Consider the following 21,781-nt stretch of genomic DNA (forward strand, 5'->3'; position numbering starts at 1 on the left):
CACGGCTGCTTACTGCTTACCGCACTGCGAGACCAGCTTCTGCTCTTCGTCGGAGAGGCTGGGGCCGGGTGTGGGAGTGGGTGCGGTCGTGGACTTGGAGGACGAAGGCGCCGATGACGACGGGCTCGGGTTCGGTGTCGGCGACGACGTGGCCTTGGACGTCAGCGAGGTGGTTGTGGTTCCCGTGGTCCCACCTGCCTCGCCCTCACCGGTCTTCGCGTTGCTGTCGGTCTCGGCGGCGCGGCGCTGCGCCTGCTTCTCGCATGCGGAGGCCTGCACGGCGAGCTCGTCGATCTTCGACTGGGCGTCGTCGAGGCCGCCTTCGGCGATGGTCGCCTTGACCTGCTTCTGCTGGTACGGCGGCAGGTACTTGAGTTCGATCTCGGGGTGGTCCTTCTCGATCTTCGAGAGCGAGACCCAGGCCAGGTCCTGGCTGATGCCGCGGTAGAGCGCGACGTGCTCGCCCTTGGCGCCGACGTAGTACTGCGTCTGCGTCCAGCGGTAGCCGCCGTAGAGCCCGCCGCCGATGACGGCGAGCGCGAGCGCGATGTAGAGGGATCTCTTCAGCCACTTGCGTCCGCCGGGCTTGACGAAGTCCTCGTCGGAGTAGGCGCCGAAGTTGCCCGCGGGGACGTATCCGGTGGTGTCGCCGCTGCCGGGCGGGCCGAACTCGCCGCCACCGCCGCCCTGTCCGGGAACCGGACGGCCGAGGCTGGAGGCGCGGCCCGCGGGGGTCTGCATGGCGCCGTTGTCGTGCATCTGGTGCTGATGCTGGTTCTCGGCGACCGCGCCGACGACGACGGGGGTGTCGGAGAGCTGTCCGGCGAGGGTGTCGCCGGAGTCGATGTCGAGGACGTCGGCGACGATGACGGTGATGTTGTCGGGGCCGCCGCCGCGCAGCGCGAGCTCGATGAGGTTCTGGACGGTCTCCTGCGGGCCCTGGTAGCTGGCGAGGGTGTCCTCCATCGTCTGATGGGAGACGACGCCGGAGAGGCCGTCGGAGCAGATCAGGTACCGGTCGCCGGCGCGGACCTCGCGGATGGAGAGGTCCGGCTCGACGTGTTCACCGCTGCCCAGCGCGCGCATCAGCAGGGAGCGCTGCGGGTGGGTGGTGGCTTCTTCCTCGGTGATGCGGCCCTCGTCGACGAGGCGCTGCACCCAGGTGTGGTCCTGGGTGATCTGCGTCAGTACGCCGTCACGCAGCAGGTAGGCGCGGGAGTCGCCGACGTGCACGAGGCCGAGGCGCTGGCCGGTCCACAGTAGGGCGGTGAGCGTGGTGCCCATGCCTTCGAGCTGGGGGTCCTCGTCGACCATCGAGCGCAGCTGGTCGTTGGCGCGCTGCACGGCCGTGCCGAGCGAGGTGAGGATGTCGGAGCCGGGCACGTCGTCGTCGAGCGAGACGATGGTGGAGATCACCTCGGAGGAGGCCACCTCACCGGCGGCCTGGCCGCCCATGCCGTCGGCGATCGCGAGCAGCCGCGGCCCGGCGTAACCGGAGTCCTCGTTGCCCTCGCGGATCATGCCTTTGTGCGATCCGGCGGCGAAGCGCAGTGACAGACTCATGCGCACCTCGCCCGTCGGCTCCGGGTACATCCGCACGGTGCCCACCCTCCGGTCGGGAGCGCGCCGGGGTCCGTCGTGTGGACCGCCGCTGCGTGCTCGCTCCGCTCGCCCTCATTCATGATGTAGCACTACTTCCGCAGCTCGATGACGGTCTTGCCGATGCGGATCGGCGCGCCCAGCGGAACCGGTGTGGGAGTCGTCAGTCGGGTCCGGTCGAGATACGTGCCGTTGGTGGACCCGAGATCCTCGACGATCCACTGGCCGTCCCGGTCCGGATAGATCCTGGCATGCCTGCTGGACGCGTAGTCGTCGTCCAGCACGATCGTGGAATCGTGCGCCCGGCCCAGCGTGATGGTCTGGCCCTGGAGCGCGACCGTTGTGCCGGTGAGGGTGCCCTCGGACACGACCAGCTTGCTGGGGGCGCCGCGGCGCTGCCGGCCGCCGCCGGTGCTCGGTGCGGCGGCCTGCTGGCGCTGCTGCGGCGGTGCGGCCGCTTGGCGCGCGGCCTGCTGCGGCCTGTTGGCTTCCCGGCGCGAGCCGCGCTGAGTGACGCGCGTTCCGAACAGGTCGCTGCGGATGACCTGCACGGCCACGATCACGAACAGCCACAGTACGGCCAGGAAACCCAGCCGCATGACCGTGAGGGTCAGCTCTGACATTGCCCCCGCTTCACCCTTCGGCTTGCCGGTAAATGATGGTGGAACTGCCCACGACGATCCGCGAGCCGTCGCGGAGCGTAGCGCGGGTGGTGTGCTGCCCGTCCACCACGATGCCGTTGGTGGACCCGAGATCCTGGATCGTCGAGGGCGTTCCGGTCCGGATCTCACAGTGCCGGCGTGAGACGCCGGGGTCGTCGATCCGCACGTCGGCTTCGGTGCTGCGGCCCAGCACCAGCGTCGGGCGGGAGATCTGATGGCGGGTGCCGTTGATCTCGATCCAGTGCCGCATGCGGCCGCCGGCCTGCGGGGCCGGCGCCGCACCGGGCCGCTGGCCCATGGGTGCGGGGCCGGGACGTCCGCCGGGCGGCGGGGCGGCAGGCATGGGGGGTGCTCCGGCGGGGGCCACGGGCTGGGCGGCGGGCGGATAGCCGTAGCCGCCGGCGCCACCTGCGCCGCGTCCGGCCGGCGGGCCCGCGGGGGCGCGCTCGGGAGCCTGCTGGTTGGTGGAGGAGGCGAGCGTACGGCTGCGGACCCGGTAGAGGCCGGTGTCGAGGTCGTCCGCCTTCTCCAGATGGACCTTGATGGGGCCCATGAAGGTGTAGCGCTGCTGCTTGGCGTAGTCGCGGACCATGCCGGCGAGCTCGTCGCCGAGCTGGCCGGAGTAGGGGCTGAGCCGCTCGAAGTCCGGCGTGCTCAGCTCCACGATGAAGTCGTTGGGGACGACGGTCCGGTCGCGGTTCCAGATCGTCGCGTTGTTGTCGCACTCGCGCTGCAGGGCGCCGGCGATCTCGACGGGCTGGACCTCGGACTTGAACACCTTGGCGAAGGTGCCGTTGACCAGACCCTCGAGACGCTGCTCGAACTTCTTCAGGACTCCCATGGGGCACCTCCTCCTTCGTAGCCGTCCTGGTACTGCTTACTGATCGTATCCACGCGTCGGGAAATCGGCTGGTTCCCCCTGTCGGCCCGGTCGACGGGTGTCGACGAGCTCCGAGCCCCTCCCGGAGTCCCCTCCCGGAGTTCCCTCCGAAGCGCCTCTTCGAACTCCTGCTGCCAAGGATCGTAGAGGCGGCCCGCGACCAGTGTCCCGCACCTGGCTGTGCTGCCTGTCCGGCTACTGGGGAGATGCGCAGGACCGGTACGAGGTTGATACGTGAACCGGTTCTGACTGATACCCGCCGCCGCCGGGGACCCCGGTGCGGGGGAGGTGGCCTGGGCGGGAGGGGCGCGCGCGGGCGGTGCGGGAGGTGGGAAAGGGATGTGATTCCACCCCGGACAGCGTGCTAATCTTCTGCATGTCGGAAGGCGCTCACCCACTCGGTGGGAGACGGAAGACACACCCAATGCGCGGGTGGCGGAATAGGCAGACGCGCTGGATTCAGGTTCCAGTGCCCGAAAGGGCGTGGGGGTTCAACTCCCCCCTCGCGCACCATGAGGACGGGTCCTCACCAGAGACGAGAGTCTCGGTGAGGGCCCGTTTCTCGTTGTTCTGGGGCCAGCTTCTGGGCTGGGGTCAGCTCCTGGCTTTGGGTTCGGGGTTCCGGCGGCTCTTGTGGTCGCGGTGGTGGGGAGTGCACGGCAGGACCCCGGCGGTGAGGTATCTCACTGCCGGGGTCCTGCTGTTTGCGGTGTTCATGCTTTTGAACGGCCGGTGGTCGCGGGCGGCCGGTGCTTTTGGGTGGACGGTGCTGAGGCGGTGTTCAGCCTGCGAGGCGCTGGGCGAGCTCCTTGGCCTTGGTGGCCGCGTCGTCGAGGGCCTTGGAGCGGGACGCCTCGAAGAGCGGGACCAGCTCGGCCATCGCCGGGTTGTGGGGAGCCATCGTGAGCTCCGGGACGATGAACTCCAGCTCCAGGCCGAGGGTGTCGCTGAGGATGGCCTCCAGGTAGTTCTGCACGTACTCGTAACCCTCGCGCGGGGTGCCCGGTGCATAGGAGCCGCCGCGGCTGGCGACGACCGTGACCGGGGTCCCCTTGGTCTTCGAGTCCTCGGCCATGGCGGTGCGGCCGATGAGGACCACGTGGTCCAGCCACGCCTTCAGGGTCGAGGGGATCGTGTAGTTGTACATCGGGGCGCCGATCAGCACCGCGTCCGCGTTCTCCAGCTCCTCTATGAACTTCACGCGCTCGGCGAAGGCCTCGGCCTGTCCGGGCGTGTGCGTGTCCGGAGCGGCGAAGCCGGCGGTGTGGGAGTCGGCGGTGATGTGCGGAACGGGGTCCGCGGCCAGGTCGCGGTAGATCACCGTGCCCTCGGGGTGCTGCTCCTCCCAGGCCTTGCGGAAGGCGTCCGTCACCGCGCGGGAGGCGGAGGCGGCGGCGGGGAACACCGAGGAGTCGATGTGAAGAAGCGTGGCCATGGGGGTCTCCAGAGGCAAAAGGAAGGGGGATGCCTGACGTTTCGTACTGAACTATTGATAACACAGTCGCTTACTTTTTTTCAGCCCCCTACGGGAACGCAGTACCCTGGGCCTATGGCGGAGCAGGTGAAGCACGAGGCGGGCCCGTGCCAACGGGTCGACGACGGCATGACCCGGGTCTTCCTGCTGCTCGGAAAACGCTGGACCGGCCTGATCGTGGCCGTGCTCATGCAGCACCCCGTGCACTTCTCCGACCTGCGCAGGGCGATCCCCGGCATCAGCGAACGCATGCTCTCGGACCGGCTCACCGAACTCGGCGCGGCCGGCCTCGTCGTGCGCGAGGTCGACGAGGGCCCCCCGCTGCGCGTCTCCTACCGCCTGACGCAGGCTGGCTCAGCCCTGGAGCCGGCCCTCAAGGAACTCGGCAGCTGGGCCGAGCAGCACCTGCCCGAAAGCGCTCCGTGCTCGGAGAAGTTCGGAAAGTAGAGCCCGCCGGGAGCCTGCCGCGCTCCTGCCGGGAGCCCGCCAGGAGCGCGACGGCCCGCTTGGCCGGCACCCGTGCGCGGCTGCCCGTATCCACGGTGTTTTTCCACAGTCGCGGAGTTGTCCACAGGGTCTGACGCGTCTCGACGACCGGCTGTACGGTCATCACGAGTTGATGTTCGTGCAGGCACGGGGGAGGCGGTCGAAGTGACCCAGCTCGGTACGGCGGTCGTGGCGACGTCGGTTGGTACGAAGGCGGTCGGGGCGGCGGTCCCCGGCGCGCGGGCGACCCGGGTCCCCGGAGTACGCGGCTTCGCGCAGTGGCCCGTACAGGGCTCACCCAAGGACGAGGGCAAGGCGCTGCGCGAGCGGGTGGGCCGCACCGCCCACGCCGAGCTGACGCTCGACATCGCCCGGCCGGACGCCGTCGCCGCCGTGGAGGAGTCCAACCGCGGCAGGATCCCCGAGCTCACGGCGATACGCGTCGGCAGGATGGCGGCCACACCCTTCGCGTTCCTTCGCGGCTCGGCCGGCCTCATGGCGTACGACCTCGCGCGCACCCCCATGACCGGGATAGCGGCACAGATCTGCGGCGACGCGCACGCGGCCAACTTCGGCCTCTACGGAGACGCGCGCGGAGGCCTCGTCATCGACCTGAACGACTTCGACGAGACGGTGCACGGCCCCTGGGAATGGGACCTCAAGCGGCTCGCCACCTCGCTCGTGCTCGCGGGCCGGGAAGCCGGGGCGGACGAGGACACCTGCCGCAAGGCGGCCCGCGACGCGGTCGGTGCCTACCGGCGCACCCTGCGGCTGCTCGCCAAACTCCCGGTCCTCGACGCGTGGAACGCCATCGCCGACGAGGAACTCGTCTCGCACACGGACGCCCATGACCTGCTCGGCACGCTGGAACGGGTCTCGGAGAAGGCGCGCGCCAACACGAGCGGACGCTTCGCGGCCAAGTCGACGGAGGTGACGGACAACGGCGGACACCGCTTCGTCGACGCACCGCCGGTGCTGCGCCGCATACCCGACGAGGAGGCCGCGGCGGTGGCATCCTCCCTGGAGCAGTACCTCGGCACGCTCTCGGAGGACCGCCTCCCCCTGCTGGCCCGCCACGCGGTGCACGACGTCGCGTTCCGCGTGGTCGGCACGGGCAGCGTGGGCGCGCGGTCCTACGTCGTCCTGCTCCTGGACCACCGCGGCGAACCGCTCGTCCTCCAGGTGAAGGAGGCCCGCCCGTCGGTGCTGGTGCCGCATCTGGTGACCGCCGGGTTCGAGGCACCGGACGTGGAGCACGAGGGGCGCAGGGTGGTCCTCGGGCAGAAGCGCATGCAGGTCGTCAGCGACATCCTGCTCGGCTGGACCTCGGCCGACGGGCGGCCCTTCCAGGTACGTCAGTTCCGCAACCGCAAGGGCAGCGTCGACCCCGCCGCGCTGTCCGCCGACCAGATCGACGACTACGGCCGCATGACCGGCGCCCTTCTGGCCCGAGCCCACTCCCACACCGCCGACCCCCGCCTCCTCTCCGGCTACTGCGGCAAGAACGAGGAACTGGACGAGGCGATAGCCACATTCGCCGTCACCTACGCCGACCGCACCGAGGCGGACCACGCGGAGTTGGTGGGTGCGGTGCGGGCGGGGCGGGTTGCTGCGGAGATGGGGGTTTGACGCGGTTGGCGTGGGGGGTTGGGCGTGGGGGGTTGGTGGGAGGGAGGGGGAGGCCCCCCGGAGGGAGCCCTCGGAGGGGGATGACAGTGAGCCTGCGTGGGCGTTTGAGCCGTGGCCTACGCTGGGCGGGTGACGACGCCGGAAGCTGAGCAGTCCCAGTCCGCGCCTGCTGGTGAAGAGCCGCGGGAGCGGGAGGGCACGGATGTGCCGCCCGCCGCAGCCGAGCGGGCCGGTGAGGCTGTCGGCGACGCTGCTGGTGACGTTGCCGACGACGCTGCTGGTGAGGCCGCCGGTGGGGTTGCCGGTGAGGCGAAGCACGAGGTCCAGAGCGAGCCCGTGAGCGAGGCCGCGAACGACGCTGAGGCACCGAGCGAGGCTGAGGCCCCGAGCGAGGCTGGGGAGAGCAGCGAGGCCGGGGAGAGCAGCGAGGCCGGTGAGAAGGCGGACGGCGCGCGGGATGTCACGGGTGAGGAAGACCGGCCCGAGGAGCGGCTGGAGCGGGCCGTGCGGGCGGCCGAGCAGGCGTTGATCGAGTTCGAGATCGCCGTGGAGACCTTCCGCGTCGAGGTCGAGAACTTCTCGCGGCTGCACCACCAGAAGCTGGGGCCGATGTACGCCCGCCTCGACGAGCTGGAGGCGCAGATCGCCGAGGCGCGGGCCGCGCGGACCGGTGACCCCGAGGACGTTCGCAAGGCGCACGAGGCTCGGGCGCGGGTCATGCCGATGCCGGGCGTCGAGGAGCTGTTCCACGGCTGGATGGACTCCGAGGGACTCTTCCCGGAGGCGGCGGCGATGCTGACCGACCAGCCCGTGCGGCCCCCGCAGCGGGTGCGCCCCAGCGACGAGGCCCGCAAGCTCTACCGTGAGCTGGCCCGCAAGGCCCACCCCGACCTGGCGCAGGACGAGGCGGAGCGTGCGCGCCGGGACGAGTTCATCGCCCGGGTCAACGCCGCGTACGGCAGGGGCGACGAGGTGCTTCTGCGGGAGCTGGCGCAGGAGTGGGCCGCCGGGCCCGTTCCCGAGGAGTGGCGTCCGAGCCGCACCGAGGAGCTCTACGCCCGCCTCGAATGGCTCGCCCAGCGCAAGGAGCTGCTCACCCTGGTCGCCCGCGACCTGGAGGAGAGCGCGATCGGCGCGATGCTCAAGCTGGCCCCGGAGGACCCCGACCGTCTCCTGGAGGAGATCGCCGAGCAGCTGCTGGCCCAGGTCGGCGAGCGCGAGGCGGAGCTGACCGGGCTGACGAGCTGACCGGACTGACCAGACGGATGAGGTGATCCGCCGGCCGGGCTGGGGTCTCCTGGGCGGCAGCGTTTGTGGTGTCGGTCCGGTCAGGTAGCGTCGGGGCATGGCTTTTGGATCTGGTGTGCCCTCGGTCGCGGTCGGCGATCTCGTGGACGGCGACTTCCTGCTGGACGTCCGGGAGGACGACGAGTGGCAGTCGGGTCATGCCGCAGGGGCGTTGCACATCCCCATCAGTGAATTCGTGGCACGCTACGGCGAGTTGACCGAGGCGGCTCCGCAGGACGGCCGGATCCACGTGATCTGCCGCTCCGGTGGGCGTTCGGCGCAGGTCACGCAGTATCTGGCCCAGCAGGGCATCGACGCTGTGAACGTCGACGGCGGCATGCAGATCTGGGAAGCCGCCGGCCGCCCGGTCGTGGACGACAAGGGACAGCCCGGCTTCGTGCTGTAACCCCGGCCGGCTGGCCAGCGCCCGCTTCCCGGTCGGGAACGGGCGGGCGCGGGGGGCAGGGCAGGGTCAGGCCAGGGGATGCGCCGCGAGCAGGTCCCCGAGGGCCTCCTCGTGTGCCGCCGCCGGGCCCAGGGACAGTTCCAGCTGCTTGGCCCAGGCGTGGTAGCGGTGCAGCGGATAGTCGGTGTCGGCGCCGAAGCCTCCGTGCAGATGCTGCGCGGTCTGTACGACGCGTCGTACCCCCTCGGACGCCCAGATCTTCGCCACGGCGACGTCCGCGGACGCCGGGAGCGCGCCGCCCGCTCCCGTACTGATCCGCCAGGCGGCCTGCCAGAGAGTCGCCTCCATGGCGCGCAGGTCGATGTAGCGGTCGGCGGCCTGGACGGCGACGGCCTGGAACGTGGCGACGGGGAACCCGAACTGCTCCCGTTTGCTGGTGTAGTCGCTGGTCATCCTGAGTACGCCGGCGCCCAGTCCGAGCGCCAGCGCGCACGTCCCGGTGACCAGCAGCTCGCGCAGCCACTCCCACGCGCCCTCGGCGTCGATGACGTCCCGGGCGGCGATACGTACGGACTCCAGGCGGAGTTCGCCGAGGCGCTCACCGGTCGTGGAGATCTGCTCGCCGAGGACGGCTCCGTCGGCGCCACGGGGGACGAGCGCGAGCACGGCGCGTCCCGGGGCGATGCTCTCGCTCTGCTCGTCGCTGGTGTCCGGGCCCGTGACATGGGCGGGTACGACGGTGAAGTCGGCGGTGTGCGCCCAGGGGATCGCCGTCTGCACCCCGTCCAGTACCCAGGTGTCACCGTCCTGCCGTGCGGTGACCGCGAGTTCGGCCGGGTCGTGTCCGGTCCGCCCGTTCGCGGCGACGGTCAGGACGACCTCGCCCCGTCCCGCACGCGCGAGCAGATCCTCCTTCAACTCCGGGCCGGCGTAGGTCTGTACGGTCACGGCAGCCACGGTGCTTTCGAGCAGCGGCACCCGCGCGAGCACCTTCCCCGCCTCTCGCAGCACCAGGCACAGGGCGATGGCGTCCAGCCCGGCCCCGCCGTACTCGGCGTCGAGGAGCAGGCTCAACAGGTCGGTGTCGGCGAGCCTGGCCCACAGAGCGCGGTCGAAGTCGTCCGCGACGGTGCCCGCGGTCAGCGCGGGACTGGGCACGCTGTCGGGAGCCACCCCCGCGAACACCGCCTTCGCCGCCTCCAGCGCCGCCTGCTGCTCTTCGGTGAAGGTGAAGTCCACGGTTCCTGCCCTCCCGCGCGCCGGCCCACCGACCGGATCTCGGGATCCGACGGCCTGACAGATCTGACGGGTCGTCAAGATAGAACAGGTTCTAGGAGAAGGGAATGACCGGAAGGCGGGAACGGCCGGAAGGCGGGAATGGCCGGCCCTTGGCGTGCCGTCCACCGCTCGCATCCACCAACCGATCGTTCGGTCTGTTAGATCAATGGTCGGGCGCGGCGCCGTATGGTGTCAACCGCTGTGGATAACCATGGCGCTGCCCGAGTGACCTCTGTGTCTCTCGGGGCTGTGCCTGGTGGGCCTGCCTGAGTACCGTTCCCGTGCGAATGCCACTGCGAATGCCACGGCGCGGTGCGTGTGGGCGGTAGGGCTCCTCGCGGCTCGCGGCGAGAATCGGACGGGCAGCGGGCAGCAGGCAGCGGATACAGGGCATCGGAGATCGCCGGCGGAAGCCGCCGACGGACATCGGAATCGGGAATCGGAATCGGGGCGGAATGAACGCGCACGACGAGGACTCGAACGCCCGGCAGCGACCGGCCGCCGAGCCACACGGCTCCGCGCCGCCCGCCGAGCCTCCTGTCTCCGCGCTCACCGAGCCCCAGGCCCCCGCGCTCACCGACTCCCCTGCCCCCGAGCCCACCGAGGCCCGTGCCGCCGAGCCCACCGACCTTCACCCCTCCCAGCCCGCCGAACCCGAGGACTCCGAGCCCACCGAGCCTCCCGAGCCTCCCGAGCCCACCGAGCCTCCCGAGCCCACCGAGCCTCCCGAGCCCACCGAGCCTCCCGAGCCCACCGAGCCTCCCGAGCCCACCGAGCCTCCCGAGCTCTCCGAGCCTCCCGAGCTCTCCGAGCCTCCCGAGCTCTCCGAGCCTCCCGAGCTCTCCGAGCCCCAAGAGCTGACCGACCCCGCCGACCCCGCCCAGCCAGCCGCTTCCGAACCCGCCGTCCCCCGGCCCCCCGCTCCCAACCTCCCCCCCGCTCCCACCCTCCCCACCATCCCCACCATCCCCACCATCCCCACCATCCCCACCGACCCCTCTTTCCCCCCTCTCCCCGCCGCCCCCGCAGTCCCCCCGCCGACCGGCGTCGCCGCCCTCTCGCTCCGGTATCAGATCGCCGCGGCCCTGGCGCTCGCGGTCGTGGCGGTTGCCGCCTGTGTGCATCTCGGGATGGTGTTTCTGCATGTCGCGCCGTCGAACACGGTCACCAAGCAGCACGGGCGGGCGATCGACGAGTGGGTCTATCCCGAGTTCGAGCAGAACTGGAAGCTCTTCGCGCCCAACCCGCTGCAGCAGAACATCGCGGTCCAGGTGCGCGCCGAGGTCCGCCTGGTGAACGGCAGCAGCCGTGAGACCGGCTGGTACGACCTGTCGGCGCTCGACGGCGCGGCCATCGACGGAAACCTGCTGCCAAGCCACACCCAGCAGAACGAACTGCGCCGGGCCTGGGATTTCTACGTCGCCACGCACGACAACGAGAACCGCCCCGCGGCCCTGCGCGGCGCCCTCTCCGAGGAGTACCTGCGCCGCATCGTGGTGCAGCGCCTGGACCGCGAGGAGGCCGGCGGCAAGGGAGCCGTCGTAGAGCGTGTCCAGGTCCGCTCCCGTACGACCAATGTGCCGTCCCCCAAGTGGAGCGAGGAAAAGGTGTCGGACAGGCCCGTGCTTCGCGAACTCCCCTGGTGGGCGGTGCCGCGCGACGACCGTTCGGAAGCACGGACAGCCGCCCGGACAGCCACGGGGACCGGGGCCCGGACGGCCACCAGGACCGTTGCCCGGACGGAGGCGAGCGCCCGATGAACCGATTCGCCCTCTGTGTCTCGCGCGCCGTCACCCGGGTCACCGACGCGGCACTGGGCCCGTATCAGAGTGCCGTGATCCGTATCGGGTTCTCCGCTACCTGGCTGCTGTTCCTGCTGCGCGAGTTCCCGCACCGCCAGGAGATGTACGGGCCCGACGGGCCGTGGAGCTGGGATCTCGCCCAGCAGCTCGTCGCGAACAATCACGCCTTCACCGTTCTGCTGTGGTCGGACAACCAGTTCTGGTTCGAGACCGTCTACGCGCTGGCCGTCCTGTCGAGCGCCCTGCTGCTGCTGGGCTGGCGTACTCGCGCGATGTCCGTGCTCTTCATGATCGGCGTGCTGTCGCTGCAGAACCGCAGCGTCTTCATGGGGGACGGCGGCGACAACGTCATCCACCTGATGGCGATCTACCTGGTGCTGACACGCTGCGCTCAGGTGTGGTCGCTGGACGCCCGCCGGGCGCGGCTCGCGCGAGCGGCACGCGCGCGTGGAGAGCGGGAACCCGGACCCGACCGGGTCGGTCCCGCGTTGTGGATCGTGCTCGGCCTCCTGCTGGCGGTGGCGACGGGGGCGGGCAAGATCGGCGGCGGGTGGCTGGGCGGCTGGGCGGCGGTCTTCTGGGGTCTGTGGGCGGTGCAGGCCCTGTGGTGGTGCGCAGGTCGTCTCGGCCCGCGCGCGGAGCCCCGCATCCTGCTCGACGTCATCGCCAACGTCGTGCACAACGCGGGCCTGTTCGTGATCATGGCCGAGGCGTGTCTGATCTACTCGACCGCCGGCTGGTACAAGATCCAGGGCTCGCGCTGGCAGGACGGCACCGCGGTCTACTACCCGCTTCACCTGGACTACTTCTCGCCGTGGCCCGCGCTCTCCGACCTGCTCGCGGGGCATGGCGTGATGGTGATGCTCGTGACGTACGGGACGGTCGTCGTTCAGGTGGCCTTCCCGTTCACCCTGTTCAACCGGCGGGTCAAGAACGTCCTGCTGGCGGTGATGATGACCGAGCACGCGGTGATCGCCGTGGTGCTGGGGCTGCCGTTCTTCTCGCTCGCGATGATCGCCGCCGACGCGGTGTTCCTGCCGACGTCCTTCCTGCGGCGCCTCGGCGCGTGGGCCACGCGCGCGCGTGGAGGGCTGTTTCCGGGCGACGGCCGTACGCTGCCGGCGCCGCGCGGACAGCAGCCGCGCACCCCGGAACCGGCCGAGCACACGCACGTAGGCTTCACGGCATGAACGACCCTGTACGTGCTGCGGGCGATCCCCGGCCCGCTTCGGACCGTGTACGTGCCGCGGGCGATCCCCGGCCCGCGTCGGACCCCGTGCGTGTCTGGCGCCGGCTCGCCGACACCTCCGTGCTGCTGGACGGCTTCCACGCCCTCAAGCACGCGGTGCGGTTCGGGGCGGACATCCCGGTGGCCGTCACCGTCGACCGGGCGGCCGCTCTGGCCCTGGCCGACGAGCTCGCTCCGGACGTACGGGCGCCTCTCGAAGGGCTGTTGGCCGAGGTGTCGCAGGAGACGCTGAAGTCGCTGGTTTCGCGGCCGCACCCCACCGAGGTCGCCGCTCTCGCCGTACGGCCCGCCCGCGAGGCCAACCTGCGGGCGCTGGCGCACACGCCCCGGGGCGCGCCCGTCGTGGTGCTCGACAATCCGCGCAACCTCGGCAACGCCGGCGCGGTGATCCGGCTGGCGGCGGGCTTCGGCGCGACGGGGGTGGTCACCACCGGCACGCTCGACCCGTGGCATCCCACGGTCGTACGTGGTGGTGCGGGCCTGCACTTCGCGACCGCGGTGGAGCGGCTGGCGGTGGACGAGCTGCCGCCGGGCCCGGTGTTCGCGCTCGACCCGGAGGGCGAGGACATTCGCGCTCTGAAGCTCCCGGACGACGCCGTGCTGGCCTTCGGGTCCGAGCGCACCGGCCTCTCCGCCGAACTGCGCGCCCGCACCGACCACTTGGTGGCCCTGCCGATGCGCCCCCAGGTCTCCAGCTACAACCTCGCGACCAGTGTGGCCATGACGCTGTACCACTGGAGCGCCACCGGGGGCGCACCGAGCTGAGGCGCTATGCCTGCCTGCGGACCTCGACCACCCGGAAGCGGTTCGCCACGAACGCGCTGTCGCACAGTGCCGCGTTGGCGGCCGGGTTGCCGCCCGAGCCGTGGAAGTCGGAGAAGGCCGCCGTCTGGTTGACGTAGACCCCGCCGGTGAGGTTCAGCGAGAGCTGGGCGCACTCCTCCAGGCAGGCCTCCTCGACGGCCCGGGTCACCTCGTCCGAGGTGGTGTACGCGCCGACGGTCATGGCGCCCTTGTCCCGGACGGTCCGTCGCAGCAGCTCGACCGCGTCCGCCGCCGAGTCGACCGCGACGGCGAAGGAGACCGGGCCGAAGCACTCGCTCATGTAGGCGGCCTCGTCGTCGGCCCCCGCCCAATATTTCGGCGCGCCGTCGAGCTTCACGATCACCGGCGTACGGACGACGGCGCCCGGGAACTCGGGGTTGGCGACCTCGCGGGAGGCGAGCGCGACCTCGCCGAGGCCCGCTGCGGCCTCCAGCCGTGCCTTCACGTCGGGGTTCACGAGGGCGCCGAGCAGCCCGTTGGCGCGGGCGTCGTCGCCGAGGAGTCCGCCGACGGCCTTGGCGAGGTCCGCGACGACCTCGTCGTAGGACCGGGGGCCCTCCTCCGTGCTGATGCCGTCGCGGGGGATCAGCAGGTTCTGCGGGGTGGTGCACATCTGGCCGCTGTAGAGGGACAGCGAGAAGGCCAGGTTGGAGAGCATGCCCTTGTAGTTGTCGGTCGACTCCACGATCACCGTGTTGACGCCGGCCTTCTCCGTGTAGACCTGCGCCTGGCGGGCGTTGGCCTCCAGCCAGTCGCCGAACGCCGTCGAGCCCGTGTAGTCGATGATCCTGATCTCGGGGCGGGTGGCGAGGGTCTTGGCGATGCCCTCGCCCGGCCGCTCGGCGGCCAGCGCCACCAGGTTCGGGTCGAAGCTCGCCTCGGCGAGCACCTCGCGGGCGACCTGGACGGTGAGCGCGAGCGGCAGCACCGCGCGCGGGTGGGGCTTCACGAGCACCGCGTTGCCGGTGGCCAGGGAGGCGAACAGGCCCGGGTAGCCGTTCCACGTCGGGAAGGTGTTGCAGCCGATGAGCAGGGCGATGCCGCGCGGCACGGGGGTGAACTGCTTGTTCAGCGCGAGCGGGTCCCGCTTGCCCTGGGGCTTGCTCCACTCCGCGCTGTCGGGGGTGCGCACCTGCTCCGCGTAGGCATACGCCACCGCCTCCAGGCCGCGGTCCTGCGCGTGCGGGCCGCCCGCCTGGAAAGCCATCATGAAGGCCTGGCCGCTGGTGTGCATGACCGCGTGCGCGAACTCGTGCGTGCGGGCACTGATCCGCTTGAGGATCTCCAGACAGACCACGGCGCGGATCTCCGCGCCCGCGTCGCGCCAGGCGCGTTGGCCGGCCCGCATGGCGGGCAGCAGCACGTCGACGTCCGGGTGCGGGTACGTGACGCCCAGCTCGATCCCGTACGGCGAGGCCTCGCCGCCCACCCAGTCGTCGGTGCCGGGCTGGCCGAGGTCGAGGCGGGTGTCCAGGAGGGCGTCGAAGGCGGCCTTGCCCTCCGCCATGCCGAGGCTGCCGTTCTCGCCGTAGGCCTTGGGGTGCTCGGGGTGCGGGGACCAGTACGCGCGCGTGCGGATCGCTTCCAGCGTCTGGTCGAGGGTGGGCCGGTGCTCGGCGATCAGCTGGTGCGCGGTCAGTTCGGCGGCCATCAGGGACCAACTCCTCGTCTCTTGAGCTCTTCGTCGAGCCCGCGAGCTGGGCAGGAAGGGACAGACACGGCTAGAGTAACCGAACGATCGGTCGGGACAAGGGGGTCCGCCGCATCTGTGGAAAACCCCGTGCGGGAGGATCGCGCACATGACAGCACTCGACCTCAGCAGCCCCGTGGCCGTCGTCGGTACCGGCACCATGGGCCAGGGCATCGCCCAGGTCGCGTTGGCCGCCGGGCACCCCGTGCGGCTCCACGACGCCGTCCCGGGCCGTGCCGACGCGGCGGCCGAAGCGATCGGCGCCCGGCTCGACCGGCTCGTCGACAAGGGCCGCCTCACGAGCGCCGACCGGGACGCCGCCCGGGCCCGGCTGCACCCGGCGCACAGCGTCGCCGAGCTCGCGGACTGCGCGCTCGTCGTCGAGGCGGTGCTGGAGCGACTCGATGTGAAGCAGGAGCTGTTCCGCGAGCTGGAGGACGTCGTCGGGGACGACTGCCTGCTCGCCACCAACACCTCCTCCCTGTCCGTGACGGCCATCGGCGGGGCCCTGCGCAACCCCGGCCGTTTCGTCGGGCTGCACTTCTTCAACCCCGCGCCGCTGCTGCCCCTCGTGGAGGTCGTCTCCGGCTTCGCGACCGACGTCACGTACGCCACGCGCGCGTACGAGACGGCGCGCTCCTGGGGGAAGACGCCGGTCGCCTGCGCCGACACGCCCGGCTTCATCGTCAACCGCATCGCGCGGCCCTTCTACGCCGAGGCCTTCGCGGTGTACGAGTCGCAGGCCGCCGACCCCGCGACCATCGACGCGGTGCTGCGTGAGTCGGGCGGCTTCCGGATGGGTCCCTTCGAACTGACCGACCTGATCGGCCAGGACGTCAACGAGTCCGTCACGCGCTCCGTGTGGCAGGCCTTCTTCCAGGACGTGCGGTTCACGCCCTCGCTCGCCCAGCGCCGCCTGGTCGAGTCCGGCCGCCTCGGCCGCAAGACGGGACAGGGCTGGTACGACTACGGGGACGACGCCGAGCGCCCCGAGCCGCACACCGCGGAGCGGGAGCAGCCGCCCGCGTACGTCACCGCGGAGGGCGATCTGGGGCCCGCCTGCGAGCTTCTCGCCCTGATCCGCGAGGCGGGTGTCCAGGTCCGAGAGGAAGAGGAGGACCACGGCACCCGGCTGATGCTGCCCAGCGGCGGCCAGCTGGTCCTGGCGGACGGCCAGACCTCGATCGAGTTCCGTGACGTCGTCTACTTCGACCTGGCGCTCGACTACCGCAGGGCCACCCGTGTCGCGCTGTCCGCCTCGCAGGACACCGCGCCCCAGACGGTCGCGGAGGCCATCGGCCTCTTCCAGGCGCTCGGCAAGGACGTCAGTGTCATCGGGGACGCCCCCGGCATGATCGTCGCCCGGACCGTGGCCCGGATCGTGGACCTGGCGCACGACGCCGTCGCCAAGGGGGTGGCCACCGAGGAGGACATCGACACGGCGATGCGGCTCGGGGTCAACTACCCGCTGGGGCCCTTCGAATGGTGCCGCAGGCTCGGCAGGGCGTGGGCGCACGACCTCCTGGAGGAGCTGCACCTGCGCGAACCCTCGGGCCGCTATGCGCCCTCCCTCGCGCTGTACCGCCACGGGCACGCCGCCGACAAGCGGGAGGGCACCTCATGACGACCGCGAAGCGCGACACGTACACGCCGGAGACGCTTCTGTCCGTCGCCGTCCGGGTCTTCAACGAACGCGGCTACGACGGCACCTCCATGGAGCACCTCTCCAAGGCGGCCGGCATCTCCAAGTCGTCGATCTACCACCACGTCACGGGCAAGGAGGAGCTGCTGCGGCGCGCCGTCAGCCGGGCGCTGGACGGCCTCTTCGGGATCCTCGACGAGGAGCACGCGCGCGTGGGGCGTGCCGTGGAGCGGCTGGAGTACGTCGTACGGCGCATGGTCGAGGTGCTCACCTCCGAGCTGCCGTACGTGACGCTGCTGCTGCGTGTGCGGGGCAACACGGGGACCGAGCGGTGGGCCCTGGAGCGGCGCCGCGACTTCGACCACCGGGTCGCCGACCTGCTGAACGCGGCAGCGGTCGACGGGGACGTACGCGGCGACGTGGACGTCCGGCTCGCCACCCGGCTCGTCTTCGGGATGATCAACTCGCTCGTGGAGTGGTACCGGCCCGACGGGCGAGGCGTCGGCGAGCGCGAGGTCGCCGACGCGGTGGTGCAGCTCGTCTTCTCAGGGCTCCGCAGAGAGCAGTGAGCTCAGCCCTCCGGCTCCAGGTCCTCCTCCTCGAAGACCAGCAGCGTTCTTGTGCTGAGCACTTCCGGGATGGCCTGGAGGCGGGTGAGGACCAGCTCCCGTAGTGCCCTGTTGTCGGGGGTGTGCACCAGGAGCAGTACGTCGAAGTCGCCGCCCACCAGCGCGATGTGGGAGGCGCCGGGGAGGATCCGCAGCTGTTCGCGGACCGTGCGCCAGGTGTTCTGCACGATCTTGAGGGTGATGTAGGCCGAGGTGCCCTGACCGGCGCGTTCGTGGTCGACGCGCGCCCCGAAGCCGCGGATCACGCCGTCCTCGATGAGCCGGTTGATGCGCGCGTAGGCGTTGGCCCGGGAGACGTGCACGCGTTCGGCCACGGAGCGTATCGACGCGCGGCCGTCTATCTGGAGCATCTGGAGGATGTCCTGATCGATCGCGTCGAGCGGCCGGGCGGGCGGTTCGACGCCGCCGGGCTCGGGCGGTTCGGCCATTTGTTCAGGTGCCATGTCCCCCCGCCTCCCTGCCATGGACGTACTGCATCCATCTCAGGCTGTGCAGAACCGTTTGTCCACAGCTTGGTGGGGTCTGTAGCCAAAATGTGCCGACGACCGAACAATCGGTAGGTGAGGCGCATCACAACCGACGCGTCTCTTCAGCCGCTCCCACGAGGAGGTGCCGTCATGACGGTCATGGAGCAGCGAGGCGCATATCGGCCAACGCCGCCGCCCGCCTGGCAGCCCCGTACCGACCCCGCGCCGCTGCTGCCCGACGCGCTGCCGTACCGCGTGCTCGGCACCGAGGCGGCCGGACAGGTCGACCCGGGTCTGCTGCGCCGTCTGTACGCGGAGCTGGTGCGCGGCCGCCGCTACAACACGCAGGCCACCGCCCTCACCAAGCAGGGCCGCCTCGCCGTGTACCCCTCCAGCACCGGCCAGGAGGCCTGCGAGGTCGCCGCCGCGCTGGTCCTCGAGGAGCACGACTGGCTCTTCCCGAGCTACCGCGACACCCTCGCGGCCGTCGCCCGCGGCCTCGACCCCGTGCAGGCTCTCACCCTGCTGCGCGGCGACTGGCACACCGGCTACGACCCGCGCGAGCACCGCATCGCGCCGCTGTGCACCCCCCTCGCGACGCAGCTCCCGCACGCCGTGGGCCTCGCGCACGCCGCCCGTCTCAAGGGCGACGACGTGGTCGCGCTCGCCCTGGTCGGCGACGGCGGCACCAGTGAGGGCGACTTCCACGAGGCACTGAACTTCGCCGCCGTCTGGCAGGCCCCGGTCGTCTTCCTCGTGCAGAACAACGGCTTCGCGATCTCCGTCCCGCTCGCCAAGCAGACCGCGGCGCCGTCGCTGGCCCACAAGGCCGTCGGCTACGGCATGCCGGGCCGCCTGGTCGACGGCAACGACGCGGCCGCCGTGCACCAGGTGCTGAGCGAAGCCGTCGCCCACGCGCGCGCGGGTGGCGGTCCGACGCTCGTGGAGGCGGTGACCTACCGCATCGACGCCCACACCAACGCCGACGACGCGACCCGCTACCGCGGCGACACCGAGGTCGAGACCTGGCGCGGGCACGACCCGATCGCTCTCCTCGAGCACGAGCTGACCGAGCGAGGTCTGCTCGACGAGGACGGCATACGCACCGCACGCGACGCCGCCGAGGCGATGGCCGCGGACCTGCGTGAGCGCATGAACCAGGACCCGGTGCTCGACCCCATGGATCTGTTCGCCCATGTGTATGCCGAGCCCACACCGCAACTGCGCGAGCAGGAGGCCCTGCTGCGGGCCGAGCTCGACGCCGAGGCGGACGGATCGCACGAGCACGGGCACACGCACGCGCACGGGCCGGAAGGAGCCGGGCGATGACCACCGTTGCCCTCAAACCGGCCACCATGGCGCAGGCCCTCGGGCGCGCGCTGCGCGACGCCATGGCCGAGGACCCGACGGTCCACGTCATGGGCGAGGACGTCGGCACCCTCGGCGGCGTCTTCCGGGTCACCGACGGGCTCGCCAAGGAGTTCGGCGAGGACCGCTGCACCGACACCCCGCTCGCCGAGGCGGGCATCCTCGGCGCGGCCGTCGGCATGGCGATGTACGGGCTGCGGCCGGTCGTCGAGATGCAGTTCGACGCGTTCGCCTACCCGGCGTTCGAGCAGCTCATCTCGCACGTCGCCCGCATGCGCAACCGCACCCGCGGCGCGATGCCGCTGCCGATCACCATCCGTGTTCCCTACGGCGGTGGCATCGGCGGGGTCGAGCACCACAGCGACTCCTCCGAGGCGTACTACATGGCGACTCCGGGGCTCCATGTCGTCACACCCGCCACGGTCGCCGACGCCTACGGGCTGCTGCGCGCGGCCATCGCCTCCGACGACCCGGTCGTCGTCCTGGAGCCCAAGCGGCTGTACTGGTCGAAGGACTCCTGGAACCCGGAGGAGCCGCCGGCCGTTGAGCCGATAGGCCGCGCGGTGGTGCGGCGCTCGGGCCGGAGCGCCACGCTCATCACGTACGGGCCGTCGGTGCCGGTCTGCCTCGAAGCCGCCGAGGCGGCGCGGGCGGAGGGCTGGGACCTCGAAGTCGTCGACCTGCGCTCCCTGGTGCCGTTCGACGACGAGACGGTCGCCGCGTCCGTACGACGGACCGGACGCGCGGTCGTCGTGCACGAGTCGGGTGGGTACGGCGGACCGGGCGGGGAGATAGCGTCCCGGATCACGGAGCGCTGCTTCCATCATCTGGAGGCGCCGGTGCTGCGTGTGGCCGGGTTCGACATCCCGTACCCGCCGCCGATGCTGGAGCGGCACCACCTGCCCGGCGTCGACCGGATTCTGGACGCCGTGGGGCGTCTGCAGTGGGAGGCGGACAACTGATGGCGCAGGTGCTGGAGTTCAAGCTCCCCGACCTCGGCGAGGGCCTCACCGAGGCGGAGATCGTCCGCTGGCTGGTGGAGATCGGGGACGTAGTCGCCGTCGACCAGCCCGTCGTCGAGGTCGAGACGGCCAAGGCGATGGTCGAGGTGCCGTGCCCCTACGGCGGTGTGGTCACCGCCCGCTTCGGCGAGGAGGGCACGGAACTGCCCGTGGGATCACCGCTGCTCACGGTCGCGGTGGGTGCGCCCGCCGAGGCGCTCTCGGGTGCGGTGTCCGCGGAGAGCGGCGAGACCTCCGGCAACGTGCTGGTGGGATACGGCACGGGTGCGGCGCCCGCGCGGCGCAGGCGGGTGCGGCCCCAGCACACGGCTTCGGTACGTCCGGCCGAGCGGGCAGTGCCCGACCCGGCCCCCACCGCCCCGGTGGAGCGGCCGGAGGGGCCCGTGGCGGTGATCTCCCCGCTCGTGCGTCGGCTCGCCCGGGAAAACGGGGTGGACCTGCGGGAGCTTGAGGGATCGGGGCCCGAGGGACTGATCCTGCGGGCGGACGTCGAGTACGCGCTGCGGGCCGCGGCCACGCAGGGACGGTCGGTCCACGCGGGACCACAGGCCGCGCCGATGCACGCACCGGCCGCACCGGCGGGCTCCGTGCACGCGGAGTCCGTGCAGGCGCTGCCCGCACCCGCAGTCGTTCCCGCCGGCCGGGGCGAGGGCGTTCGTGTCCCGCTGCGCGGGGTGCGGGGAGCCGTCGCCGACAAGCTCTCCCGCAGCCGCCGGGAGATCCCCGACGCCACCTGCTGGGTGGACGCCGACGCGACGGAACTCATGCACGCGCGCGTGGCCATGAACGCCGCGGGTGGCCCGAAGATCTCGCTGCTGGCGCTGCTCGCCCGCATCACCACCGCCGCGCTGCTCCGCTTCCCCGAGCTCAACTCGACGGTCGACATGGAGGCCCGCGAGGTCGTACGGCTCGACCGGGTGCACCTGGGTTTCGCCGCGCAGACGGAGCGGGGGCTCGTCGTTCCCGTCGTACGGGACGCGCACGCGCGCAGTGCCGAGTCGCTGAGCGGGGAGTTCGCCAGGCTCACCGAGGCGGCGCGCGCCGGGAAGCTGACGCCCGGGGAACTCACGGGCGGCACCTTCACGTTGAACAACTACGGGGTGTTCGGCGTCGACGGCTCCACGCCGATCATCAACCACCCCGAGGCCGCCATGCTGGGCGTCGGCAGGATCGTGCCCAAGCCGTGGGTGCACCAGGGTGAGCTGGCGGTGCGTCAGGTCGTCCAGCTCTCGCTCACCTTCGACCACCGGGTGTGCGACGGCGGCACGGCAGGCGGTTTCCTGCGCTATGTCGCGGACTGCGTGGAACAGCCGGCGGTGCTGCTGCGCACGCTGTAGCCGCCGCGAGCCCCCGTCCACATGCTGTGCACGGGGGTGGACATGATCC

The 21,781-nt window shown here is 71.4% G+C and carries 19 protein-coding genes and 1 tRNA gene; 13 read left to right on the forward strand and 7 right to left on the reverse strand.

Annotated elements, in window-relative coordinates; genetic code table 11:
• Positions 1-9: 9 nt before the first annotated feature.
• The 3 genes from ABZS97_RS06410 to ABZS97_RS06420 all read right to left on the reverse strand — a co-directional run bounded on the left by ABZS97_RS06410 (position 10) and on the right by ABZS97_RS06420 (position 3,102).
• Positions 10-1,593 (reverse strand): Stp1/IreP family PP2C-type Ser/Thr phosphatase, encoded by a 1,584-nt coding sequence (locus ABZS97_RS06410; RefSeq protein ID WP_356134320.1) that lies wholly within the window; start codon positions 1,591-1,593, stop codon positions 10-12.
• A gap of 98 nt (positions 1,594-1,691) precedes the next feature.
• A complete protein-coding gene (locus tag ABZS97_RS06415) occupies positions 1,692-2,222 on the reverse strand; it encodes an FHA domain-containing protein (protein ID WP_356134217.1) in 531 nt (176 codons plus the stop codon).
• A gap of 10 nt (positions 2,223-2,232) precedes the next feature.
• Positions 2,233-3,102, reverse strand: a complete 870-nt coding sequence (locus ABZS97_RS06420) for a DUF3662 and FHA domain-containing protein (RefSeq protein WP_356134219.1) — start codon at positions 3,100-3,102, stop codon at positions 2,233-2,235.
• Positions 3,103-3,567: 465 nt separating this feature from the next.
• Between ABZS97_RS06420 and ABZS97_RS06425 the strand changes: the two genes are divergently transcribed.
• A tRNA-Leu gene (locus ABZS97_RS06425) sits at positions 3,568-3,654 on the forward strand.
• A gap of 268 nt (positions 3,655-3,922) precedes the next feature.
• Here the strand turns inward: ABZS97_RS06425 and ABZS97_RS06430 are convergent.
• Positions 3,923-4,576, reverse strand: coding sequence for an NAD(P)H-dependent oxidoreductase (locus ABZS97_RS06430; protein ID WP_356134221.1), 654 nt, complete (start codon positions 4,574-4,576; stop codon positions 3,923-3,925).
• A gap of 114 nt (positions 4,577-4,690) precedes the next feature.
• Here ABZS97_RS06430 and ABZS97_RS06435 point away from each other — a divergent pair, with 114 nt between their 5' ends.
• The 4 genes from ABZS97_RS06435 (at position 4,691) to ABZS97_RS06450 (ending at position 8,423) form a co-directional block, all read left to right on the forward strand.
• Positions 4,691-5,062, forward strand: a complete 372-nt coding sequence (locus ABZS97_RS06435; protein WP_356134223.1) for a helix-turn-helix domain-containing protein — start codon at positions 4,691-4,693, stop codon at positions 5,060-5,062.
• 228 nt (positions 5,063-5,290) lie between these two features.
• Positions 5,291-6,730, forward strand: a complete 1,440-nt coding sequence (locus ABZS97_RS06440; RefSeq protein ID WP_356134322.1) for a DUF2252 domain-containing protein — start codon at positions 5,291-5,293, stop codon at positions 6,728-6,730.
• Between the two features lie 336 nt (positions 6,731-7,066).
• Complete coding sequence (locus ABZS97_RS06445) at positions 7,067-7,978, forward strand: hypothetical protein (RefSeq protein WP_356134324.1); 912 nt, start codon at positions 7,067-7,069, stop codon at positions 7,976-7,978.
• Positions 7,979-8,093: 115 nt separating this feature from the next.
• Complete coding sequence (locus ABZS97_RS06450; RefSeq protein ID WP_356134326.1) at positions 8,094-8,423, forward strand: rhodanese-like domain-containing protein; 330 nt, start codon at positions 8,094-8,096, stop codon at positions 8,421-8,423.
• Positions 8,424-8,489: 66 nt separating this feature from the next.
• Here the strand turns inward: ABZS97_RS06450 and ABZS97_RS06455 are convergent, their stop codons facing one another.
• Positions 8,490-9,662 carry an acyl-CoA dehydrogenase family protein gene (locus tag ABZS97_RS06455; protein ID WP_356134225.1) on the reverse strand — a complete coding sequence of 391 codons (1,173 nt, stop codon included), beginning with the start codon at positions 9,660-9,662 and terminating at the stop codon, positions 8,490-8,492.
• A 1,022-nt stretch (positions 9,663-10,684) separates the two neighbouring features.
• Between ABZS97_RS06455 and ABZS97_RS06460 the strand changes: the two genes are divergently transcribed.
• Genes ABZS97_RS06460 through ABZS97_RS06470 form a run of 3 tightly spaced genes read left to right on the forward strand, consistent with a single transcriptional unit; the run spans position 10,685 to position 13,517 of the window.
• Positions 10,685-11,461 (forward strand): DUF5819 family protein, encoded by a 777-nt coding sequence (locus tag ABZS97_RS06460; protein WP_356134329.1) that lies wholly within the window; start codon positions 10,685-10,687, stop codon positions 11,459-11,461.
• A complete protein-coding gene (locus tag ABZS97_RS06465) occupies positions 11,458-12,693 on the forward strand; it encodes an HTTM domain-containing protein (RefSeq protein ID WP_356134227.1) in 1,236 nt (411 codons plus the stop codon). The genes ABZS97_RS06460 and ABZS97_RS06465 overlap by 4 nt, the downstream gene beginning before the upstream one ends.
• Positions 12,690-13,517 (forward strand): TrmH family RNA methyltransferase, encoded by an 828-nt coding sequence (locus ABZS97_RS06470; RefSeq protein ID WP_356134229.1) that lies wholly within the window; start codon positions 12,690-12,692, stop codon positions 13,515-13,517. The genes ABZS97_RS06465 and ABZS97_RS06470 overlap by 4 nt, the downstream gene beginning before the upstream one ends.
• 4 nt (positions 13,518-13,521) lie before the next feature.
• Here ABZS97_RS06470 and paaN read toward each other — a convergent pair whose 3' ends face one another.
• Entirely contained in the window at positions 13,522-15,228 is a 1,707-nt protein-coding gene (gene paaN / locus ABZS97_RS06475) for a phenylacetic acid degradation protein PaaN (RefSeq protein WP_356134231.1), read from the reverse strand.
• 148 nt (positions 15,229-15,376) lie between these two features.
• Between paaN and ABZS97_RS06480 the strand changes: the two genes are divergently transcribed.
• Together ABZS97_RS06480 and ABZS97_RS06485 are read left to right on the forward strand one after the other, a co-directional pair.
• Complete coding sequence (locus ABZS97_RS06480; RefSeq protein WP_356134233.1) at positions 15,377-16,891, forward strand: 3-hydroxyacyl-CoA dehydrogenase; 1,515 nt, start codon at positions 15,377-15,379, stop codon at positions 16,889-16,891.
• Complete coding sequence (locus tag ABZS97_RS06485) at positions 16,888-17,478, forward strand: TetR/AcrR family transcriptional regulator (protein ID WP_356134235.1); 591 nt, start codon at positions 16,888-16,890, stop codon at positions 17,476-17,478. The genes ABZS97_RS06480 and ABZS97_RS06485 overlap by 4 nt, the downstream gene beginning before the upstream one ends.
• Before the next feature lie 2 nt (positions 17,479-17,480).
• Here ABZS97_RS06485 and ABZS97_RS06490 read toward each other — a convergent pair whose 3' ends face one another.
• The gene (locus ABZS97_RS06490; protein ID WP_356134237.1) at positions 17,481-17,981 is read right to left on the reverse strand and encodes an Lrp/AsnC family transcriptional regulator; all 501 of its coding nucleotides are present in this window, start codon (positions 17,979-17,981) and stop codon (positions 17,481-17,483) included.
• A 174-nt stretch (positions 17,982-18,155) separates the two neighbouring features.
• Between ABZS97_RS06490 and pdhA the strand changes: the two genes are divergently transcribed.
• Genes pdhA through ABZS97_RS06505 form a run of 3 tightly spaced genes read left to right on the forward strand, consistent with a single transcriptional unit; the run spans position 18,156 to position 21,732 of the window.
• Complete coding sequence (gene pdhA, locus ABZS97_RS06495) at positions 18,156-19,334, forward strand: pyruvate dehydrogenase (acetyl-transferring) E1 component subunit alpha (protein WP_356134239.1); 1,179 nt, start codon at positions 18,156-18,158, stop codon at positions 19,332-19,334.
• Positions 19,331-20,335, forward strand: coding sequence for an alpha-ketoacid dehydrogenase subunit beta (locus ABZS97_RS06500; protein ID WP_356134241.1), 1,005 nt, complete (start codon positions 19,331-19,333; stop codon positions 20,333-20,335). Before pdhA ends, ABZS97_RS06500 begins: the two co-directional genes overlap by 4 nt.
• Positions 20,335-21,732 carry a dihydrolipoamide acetyltransferase family protein gene (locus ABZS97_RS06505; protein WP_356134243.1) on the forward strand — a complete coding sequence of 466 codons (1,398 nt, stop codon included), beginning with the start codon at positions 20,335-20,337 and terminating at the stop codon, positions 21,730-21,732. The genes ABZS97_RS06500 and ABZS97_RS06505 overlap by 1 nt, the downstream gene beginning before the upstream one ends.
• The last annotated feature ends 49 nt before the right edge of the window (positions 21,733-21,781 follow it).

Source organism: Streptomyces sp. NPDC005485 (assembly GCF_040606085.1).
In the GTDB taxonomy this organism is placed as follows: domain Bacteria; phylum Actinomycetota; class Actinomycetes; order Streptomycetales; family Streptomycetaceae; genus Streptomyces.